This is a genomic window from Pseudoalteromonas sp. AWM4_233, from assembly GCF_056158285.1.
Genome location: NZ_JBSWSZ010000144.1, coordinates 1 through 6,828, shown reverse-complemented (window position 1 = coordinate 6,828; position 6,828 = coordinate 1). Strand labels below are relative to the sequence as shown.

Sequence of the window (6,828 nt, the reverse complement as noted above, 5' to 3'; positions counted from 1 at the left end):
AACCATCTAAATAAACGCTGTTCCAATGCTTTTTATTCATATGGTATCCAGGTTTCACCGCATCAAAGATGCTGCGTAGCTCAATGGCATGATCTGGTTCACATTTTAGATTCACCCGTACACAGCCTTCCACCTCAGTAAACAGCGCAAACATTTTTCCGCACACTTTGTAGACCAGAGCTTCAGGGCCAAACGGATACTCAGAAACCGCTTCCGGCTTTGATTCCACGTACTGAATTAGTGCCTCATAACATGACATTCGCTTCCTCCTCCAGCATCTGCATTACCACGGCATCTTCACCATAACTCGATGAGACGATTTGTGGTATAGAACAGAAACCAAAACGTTGCCAGTAGCCCACACTCGCTTGCACCAATACTAAAAAGAAAGCGTGAAGACCAGCCTTAGCAGAGTTCAGAAAAAGCTGTTCTACCAGCTTAGGTCCAATTCCACTGCCTTGAACCTTACTCGACACGGCAAGGTCGTGAAGAAACACATACTCATCACCCACTCCGTTCTCTAGTTCAACACCCAAACTGGGTAATACTGTTCCTGCCCAAGTATGCGCTAGCAAATAAGCCTGAATCACACCCTCATTCTCGTAAACAAAACAAAGCTCAGGAGAGCGACGCCACTTGCCTTGCAGAACAGACAAAGGTTCTGGCGTAATATCATCGTACGCTTCCTTTTGAATCATCATAATAGTAGGCCAATCACTTGGCTGTATCGCACGAATCAATCTGCTTTCTCCATAAAAGATCTAGACAACCATTGCGCCAGAAGCGGACCTGCAATCATAACCAACAGAAAGCGTGATACCTGCATAGTCATCACAAAACTGGTATCGACGGGAATACTGGCCGCAATAATCGCAACTGAATCCGCGCCACCAGGGCTCGTCCCTAAAAACGCAGAAAGAAAATCAATATCGATCCATAACGTTAAAACCCAAGCAACCAACGCATTCATAAGCAGCAAAAAGCCGATAGACAATACAATATATGGAAATACGCGTAGCGCATGCCTTAATACGTCAGGACTGAAACGAAAACCAATTCCCCAGCCCATTATTGCAAAAGCCACCACAAGCAACGACTCAGGTAAATCAAGTGTTAACCAACCTAACGATTGCAGGCAGAAGCCTGTAAACATTGGGATTAATAGAAAACCTCCAGGCACACTGAAACGACTCGCAAGTGCCAGGCATACTAACCCCGTTATGAGAGTCATCCAAAACGATGACCAACTGATAACTGACCACTGATGAGGGATAATTTGCAAAACCTCTGAATCTACCAAAAGCCCTGCCGTCAGCATCGCAGCTAGCGCACAAAATGCAACCCGAGTGTATTGCATTACCGCCACCAAACGCATGTCGGCTTTGTAATGTTCACTCATTATCGTCATTACCCCTGCCGCCCCAGGAGAAGTCCCCCAGATAGCCGTCGTTCCAGGCAATAATTTCGATTTCGTTAGCACAACACCAACAAGGCCTGAAGCAACCATAGTCATAAGTGTGCCAAAGATAAATGCTGGCCACTGGGCAGAGATATCAGCAAATGTCGAAATGGGTAAATGTGATGCCATCATTAATCCCACCATCACTTGGGCTAACCTAAATGGAATCACGGGCAAAGACATAGGATGATTTGAAACAACCAAGGTAATGGCTGCAATCATGGGGCCTAGCAGGAATGCTGCCGGAGCATGAACATACTCCATAGTTGCTACCAACACACCAGAACAAAGAAATAACGCCACCCAATACCACCATTTATTTTTGTTGGTCGAGGGCTTTGATTGGCTAGCTTGTGATGGAAACGCGTTTGAACGAGACATTGGATTTTGGCATTAGAAAAAATTTGATGGTATCACTCCCCCCCAATGAGATTGCATAACAAAAGAGGCTTTGCGACAGCTTCTGACACATTAGATAAAGTCAACAAACATAGAGCTAGATCAATACTCCCCCCAAGCAATCCATCTTAAACTCCAAATACGTGTACTTTTTATGCACTCCCATGACTATACAAGAGGCCAATGGTCTATGCGCCAATACATATCAGTACGTTGGAAGATTCTATTGCCCATGGCAGCTATCCTTTTTTTGATTATCACGGCGTTAAATCTCTACTCTTCCTACCAGCAAAAAGAGCGGCTTTTAGACCTAACCGAGCATCAGTTACTGGATATTGCCAACGGCTACATGGACAGCATGAACGCCCTGATGTTTACCGGTGCCATGGCAAGCCGAGAAATTCTCCGAGAGAAAATCTCCCAACGCGAAGGCATCGCAAGTGTCCGCATGCTACGTGGGGAGGCCGTCAGCAATATCTACGGACCGGGTTTTGATCATGAAAAAGCGCAAGATGACTTGGACCGAAGAGCGCTGTCTGGTGAAACCATTATTGATGTCAGTAAAGTAGACGGTGAACGGCACATCACCTTGATCCTGCCATTCGAGGCATCCCAAAATCGTCATGGAACAAACTGTCTTACCTGTCACCCCGTTGCCGAAGGTACCGTACTTGGCGCGGCTCGCATTACTTATTCAATGGCGCAGCGAGATCAAGACATTGAGAGCGCCATCATCAAAAATTCAACCATCAACTTTGTTGCAATCTTAGCGGGCTTACTCATCATTTACCTCATTATGCTTAAGGTACTAATACAGCCACTCAACCGCTTGAAGGACACCATGGCTGTCATCGGTGAGAATGCAGACCTCCGCCCCCGTATTCAGCTCGGTTCAAAAGATGAATTTCGTATGGTGGGAGAAGCCACCAACAATATGCTAAACCGGTTTCAGCCAACGATTCATAACTTAACTCAAACCATGGATAACTTAAGTCAATCTGCAGACCAGCTTGCTGAGGTCACCCGAGAGACTAGCGAAGGCGTTGATAAGCAGAAAAATGAAAGTGTGTTATTGGCGCAGTCCATTCAAGAGCTATCCAATGCGGCTGAGGAAGTTGCCCGCAATGCAGCCAATGCTGAAGTCAGCGCAAGTGGAACGAAAGAGTTAGCCGATGACGGGAAAAATATGGTCCTTCATGTAGCACAAACCAATGCAGAATTAGCTCAGAAGGTTGATGCTGCCACAGGCGTTGTCAAAAAGTTAGCTGAAGACGCTCAAGGAATCGGGCGCGTTTCCCAAGAAATCAGTGATATTGCTGAGCAGACTAATTTATTAGCCCTGAACGCAGCGATAGAAGCAGCTCGAGCTGGCGAGCAAGGAAGAGGCTTTGCTGTGGTTGCAGATGAGGTGCGAAGCTTAGCCAGCCGCACACAATTATCTACGGAAGAAATTCGTACCATCATTGAGAACCTATCACAAATTTCAAGCGAAGCGGTTCAAGCAATGGAAATCAGCAAAGCCCAAGCCGACGACAGTGTAGAGGACGCAAACAAAGCAGCTCATGCCTTAGAAGACATCGCTTCAAGTGTCGATCAAATACGTGAAATGAACACAATGATTGCTGCTGCAGCTTCTGAGCAAAGCGCTGTGGTCAATGAAATAAATAACAACATTCACGCCATCAGCGCCATCTCTGAGCAAACCGGTGCAGGCTCCCATAAAATACTGCGCCAAAGCGAAGACATTGCCAGTATCTCTCAATCATTAGACAAGACTATTAACCAGTTTAAATCCTAGTTTTGGTTTGGCTCACGCTTCAAAGCGTGAGCCAAATTGGTTAACAAAGAGAACCCATAGAATACCAATCCCCCAACCAGCAATAACATCCGTGGGCCAATGAACCCCAAGCATGATTCTGCTAACACCTACCAATACCGCGCTGAAAATTGCCATTATGATAAATAGATGCCTTGCCTGAGCGTGAGCCCAATTGCGTGATAATACGACCGCCATCCCCAAAAAGCACACCATTGACATACTGGCGTGTCCAGGAAGGAAAACTGGGGGAGTAGACTTCAATCAAGTGCGGGACAAGATCTGGCCTTGCTCGATCGAAAACATATTTCAATCCCAGACTAATGACAACGCCACCAACGGTCATTATTAGTATTTTCGTCGCATCCAACCGTCGCTGAGAGCACCACAAGATAGCTGATAGACTTATCATGATGTACAGTAATACCCAGTTACTCCCCAGCGCCGTGATGTCCCTTACAATAACGGACAACCAGTGTGGGCCAATGAGATTTAAAGAGTCGTCTCTAAATAGCAACAAAACCGTTTGATCGAACCCATTCGGTTGTCCCAAAGAAAACCAAGTACTCGCAAGCACGATGGCACTCAACATTAAGTAAGCAATACGAATTATCAATTTGCCTTCCTTCTTTTGGCAAAAGTTTTGTAATAATAAGTAAATATACCTGCCTTCATTGTTAAAGGGGGTGTTTACGCGTAGTTTCCACCTTCTTTTGACGCTCTAGATCGTTATTCAACCTTATTTGCTTAAGAATTTTTTTAAGGATTTGCCATGCAAGCTTATCAATGGGGCGTTTTTGCTCTCGCTTTGGGTGCCTTCGGCATCGGCACCACCGAATTTTTCCCTATGGGCCTGCTACCAACGATTGCTGAAGGGGTCGATGTTTCCATACCGACAGCAGGTTTGTTAATCAGTGCTTATGCCGTCGGTGTCATGTTTGGTGCGCCTCTTGTCACGTTGTATATGACTCGTTTTAGCCATAAAGCGTCATTGATTGCACTGATGGCAGTATTCTTCGTCGGCAATTTACTGTCAGCGGTTTCTGTTGACTACACCACATTACTGATTTCTCGCATCGTCACTAGCATGTCCCATGGTGCTTTCTTTGGCATTGGCGCTCTCGTTGCCATGAAGCTTGCACCAGTTGGCAAGCAAGGATCTGCCGTGGCATCCATGTTTCTAGGGCTTACAATCGCCAATATCATCGGTGTTCCGATTGCCACATGGTTAGGCCAAAGTATTCATTGGCGCATCGCCTTTGCTGCCACTTCTGCACTTGGACTGGTCGCCATGATCGGCTTATTACGCACATTACCTCATATGGAAAAGCCAAACCGTCCAAACGTTAAGCAAGAACTGCAAGCGATTATGCAGCCCGCCGCGTTGAGAACATTCTTCACCACCATTTTGTGTGCTGGGTCCATGTTTACCCTGTACACCTATGTGACTCCTATCCTTCAAACGCTTGCGAAAATTCCAGAGGCTAATATCGCCTACTTGTTGATGATTGCTGGCATTGGCTTCACCATCGGTAACTTCGTAAGCGGTAAGTTGGCCGATCGCTCGCCTGATCTATCACTTACCGTTTCACTGATTGGACAAGTCATTATTTTGCTTTCTTTTAGTTTTATAACCGTCAATATGATCACAGCCATTGTCTCCGTATTCATTTGGGGGGTTGTGAACTTCATGATTGGTCCACCATTACAAATGAAAGTAATGACCATTGCAGACAAAGCCCCTGGCCTAGCTTCATCTATCAATATCGGTGCGTTTAATCTAGGTAATGCTTTAGGGGCAGCACTAGGTGGTGCAGTGATTACCGTAGGTTTGGGCTATGCTTGGATTCCAGCTACCGCAGCAGTGTTGTCCCTGTTCGGCTCTGATTTTGCTTGGTATCAACCGTGAACCTGTGAAACAAAAACCCCAGACCGTCAGCATCATTCGTGGAGCACTTTGACGAAATCCAATCCGTTTAATAGCTGAGAGCCTAAAAATACTCTAAGTAGTATGGGACGATTGAATCGACCTACTTTTTGTTATGCTCAATAATTTTGTAGGCACTTGGCTATATTTTGAAAGAATTCGCGAATTTCTTGATGTTGGCAACGGTCTTCAAACGTCACCATATAAGCCCACACTTTGTGAATGGGTATGAGAAAGACTCCACCTTTAGCAAAGGGCTGATGAAGTAGCGGATTAGAATATAACCCAGCACTTTACCTATACTTTCCGTTACTTTAATCAGATTTTATCGTCATTTTATAGACTTCTATTCAAAATAGCCTATTCCACTTCTACTCCTCTACGACTTTTATCGTAACTCAATTATTTTGAACATTTTTCAAGCAACTAACGCATTGGAAAACAACACTTTTTGTTAAAAATGATAATTTTAGTATCGTTTTTGGTTGAAAAGAATATTGACGACGCTACAAAACTTATATAATGCATAGCTTTTGTATCGTTATGATGCGATCTAGTGTAAAAATATAAAAATAACTCTCGGGCAACCCCGATACACAACCAAAGGATTCATTTCAATGCTACGCATCAAACGCTTGCTCAAGCACACCGTGACCACTGACCGCAGTTGCTACTGTCTTGACTATCTCCTCTACTGGCGCACTCGCCTCTGACGAAAAAATTCGCTGGAAAGTTCAAGCTGTCTTTGGTACTCATTTGCCCGGACTAGGAGACCCAATCAAGTTAGTTGCCGAACAAATCAAGGAAGCTACTGGTGGCGATATCCAGTTCAAAGTTTACGAGCCAGGTAAAATCGTACCGCCATTCGGCATTACCGAAGCGGTGAAAAATAAACAGCTCAATGCAGGTTACGCATGGCTAGCATACGACCAGGGGCGTATTCCTGCTGCAGCTCTATTGGCTGCCGTACCATTTGGTATGGAACCATGGGAATACGCTGCATGGTGGTACGAAGGTGGCGGCCAAGCCTTGGGCGAAGAGCTTTACGCTAAGCACAACATCCACCCAGTGCTATGCAGCGTGATCGGTCCAGAAACCGCAGGCTGGTTCAAAAAAGAAATCAACACCATGGAAGACTTAGGAGGGCTGAAAATCCGTTTCGCTGGAATCGGTGGCAAGGTACTCCAAAAAGCTGGCGCGTCTGTGACTTCAATGCCTAGTGGAGAC

General features: G+C 45.4%; 7 protein-coding genes and 1 pseudogene. 3 read left to right on the top strand and 5 right to left on the bottom strand.

The genetic code is table 11. The annotated features are described in order from the left end of the window. From ACXAC4_RS27630 to ACXAC4_RS27620, 3 genes are all read right to left on the bottom strand, one after another. A partial coding sequence (locus ACXAC4_RS27630) for an MmcQ/YjbR family DNA-binding protein (protein ID WP_475168449.1) occupies positions 1-259 on the bottom strand: 259 nt, incomplete at its 3' end. After that, complete coding sequence (locus ACXAC4_RS27625) at positions 246-701, bottom strand: GNAT family N-acetyltransferase (RefSeq protein WP_475168447.1); 456 nt, start codon at positions 699-701, stop codon at positions 246-248. The genes ACXAC4_RS27625 and ACXAC4_RS27630, both read right to left, overlap by 14 nt. A gap of 35 nt (positions 702-736) precedes the next feature. Beyond that, entirely contained in the window at positions 737-1,840 is a 1,104-nt protein-coding gene (locus ACXAC4_RS27620) for an AbrB family transcriptional regulator (RefSeq protein ID WP_475058199.1), read from the bottom strand. 250 nt (positions 1,841-2,090) lie between these two features. Here ACXAC4_RS27620 and ACXAC4_RS27615 point away from each other — a divergent pair, with 250 nt between their 5' ends. Beyond that, on the top strand, positions 2,091-3,656 hold the full coding sequence (locus tag ACXAC4_RS27615) for a methyl-accepting chemotaxis protein (protein ID WP_475058201.1): 1,566 nt from the start codon (positions 2,091-2,093) through the stop codon (positions 3,654-3,656). Between the two features lie 12 nt (positions 3,657-3,668). Here the strand turns inward: ACXAC4_RS27615 and ACXAC4_RS27610 are convergent, their stop codons facing one another. Together ACXAC4_RS27610 and ACXAC4_RS27605 are read right to left on the bottom strand one after the other, a co-directional pair. After that, a complete protein-coding gene (locus ACXAC4_RS27610; protein WP_475168452.1) occupies positions 3,669-3,872 on the bottom strand; it encodes a phosphatase PAP2 family protein in 204 nt (67 codons plus the stop codon). Beyond that, positions 3,778-4,290 carry a phosphatase PAP2 family protein gene (locus tag ACXAC4_RS27605; RefSeq protein WP_475168457.1) on the bottom strand — a complete coding sequence of 171 codons (513 nt, stop codon included), beginning with the start codon at positions 4,288-4,290 and terminating at the stop codon, positions 3,778-3,780. The genes ACXAC4_RS27610 and ACXAC4_RS27605 overlap by 95 nt, the downstream gene beginning before the upstream one ends. 156 nt (positions 4,291-4,446) lie before the next feature. Between ACXAC4_RS27605 and ACXAC4_RS27600 the strand changes: the two genes are divergently transcribed. Continuing rightward, positions 4,447-5,583 carry an MFS transporter gene (locus tag ACXAC4_RS27600; protein WP_475168442.1) on the top strand — a complete coding sequence of 379 codons (1,137 nt, stop codon included), beginning with the start codon at positions 4,447-4,449 and terminating at the stop codon, positions 5,581-5,583. Between the two features lie 696 nt (positions 5,584-6,279). Next, positions 6,280-6,828, top strand: a pseudogene (locus ACXAC4_RS27595) (C4-dicarboxylate ABC transporter); the annotation flags it as partial.

What these genes read in the sequence shown, in the direction of transcription:
- ACXAC4_RS27625 (WP_475168447.1), bottom strand. Translation starts at nt 701, where the DNA reads ATGATGATTCAAAAGGAAGCGTACGATGATATTACGCCAGAACCTTTG.
- ACXAC4_RS27620 (WP_475058199.1), bottom strand. Translation starts at nt 1,840, where the DNA reads ATGTCTCGTTCAAACGCGTTTCCATCACAAGCTAGCCAATCAAAGCCC.
- ACXAC4_RS27615 (WP_475058201.1), top strand. Translation starts at nt 2,091, where the DNA reads ATGGCAGCTATCCTTTTTTTGATTATCACGGCGTTAAATCTCTACTCT.
- ACXAC4_RS27610 (WP_475168452.1), bottom strand. Translation starts at nt 3,872, where the DNA reads ATGGCGGTCGTATTATCACGCAATTGGGCTCACGCTCAGGCAAGGCAT.
- ACXAC4_RS27600 (WP_475168442.1), top strand. Translation starts at nt 4,447, where the DNA reads ATGCAAGCTTATCAATGGGGCGTTTTTGCTCTCGCTTTGGGTGCCTTC.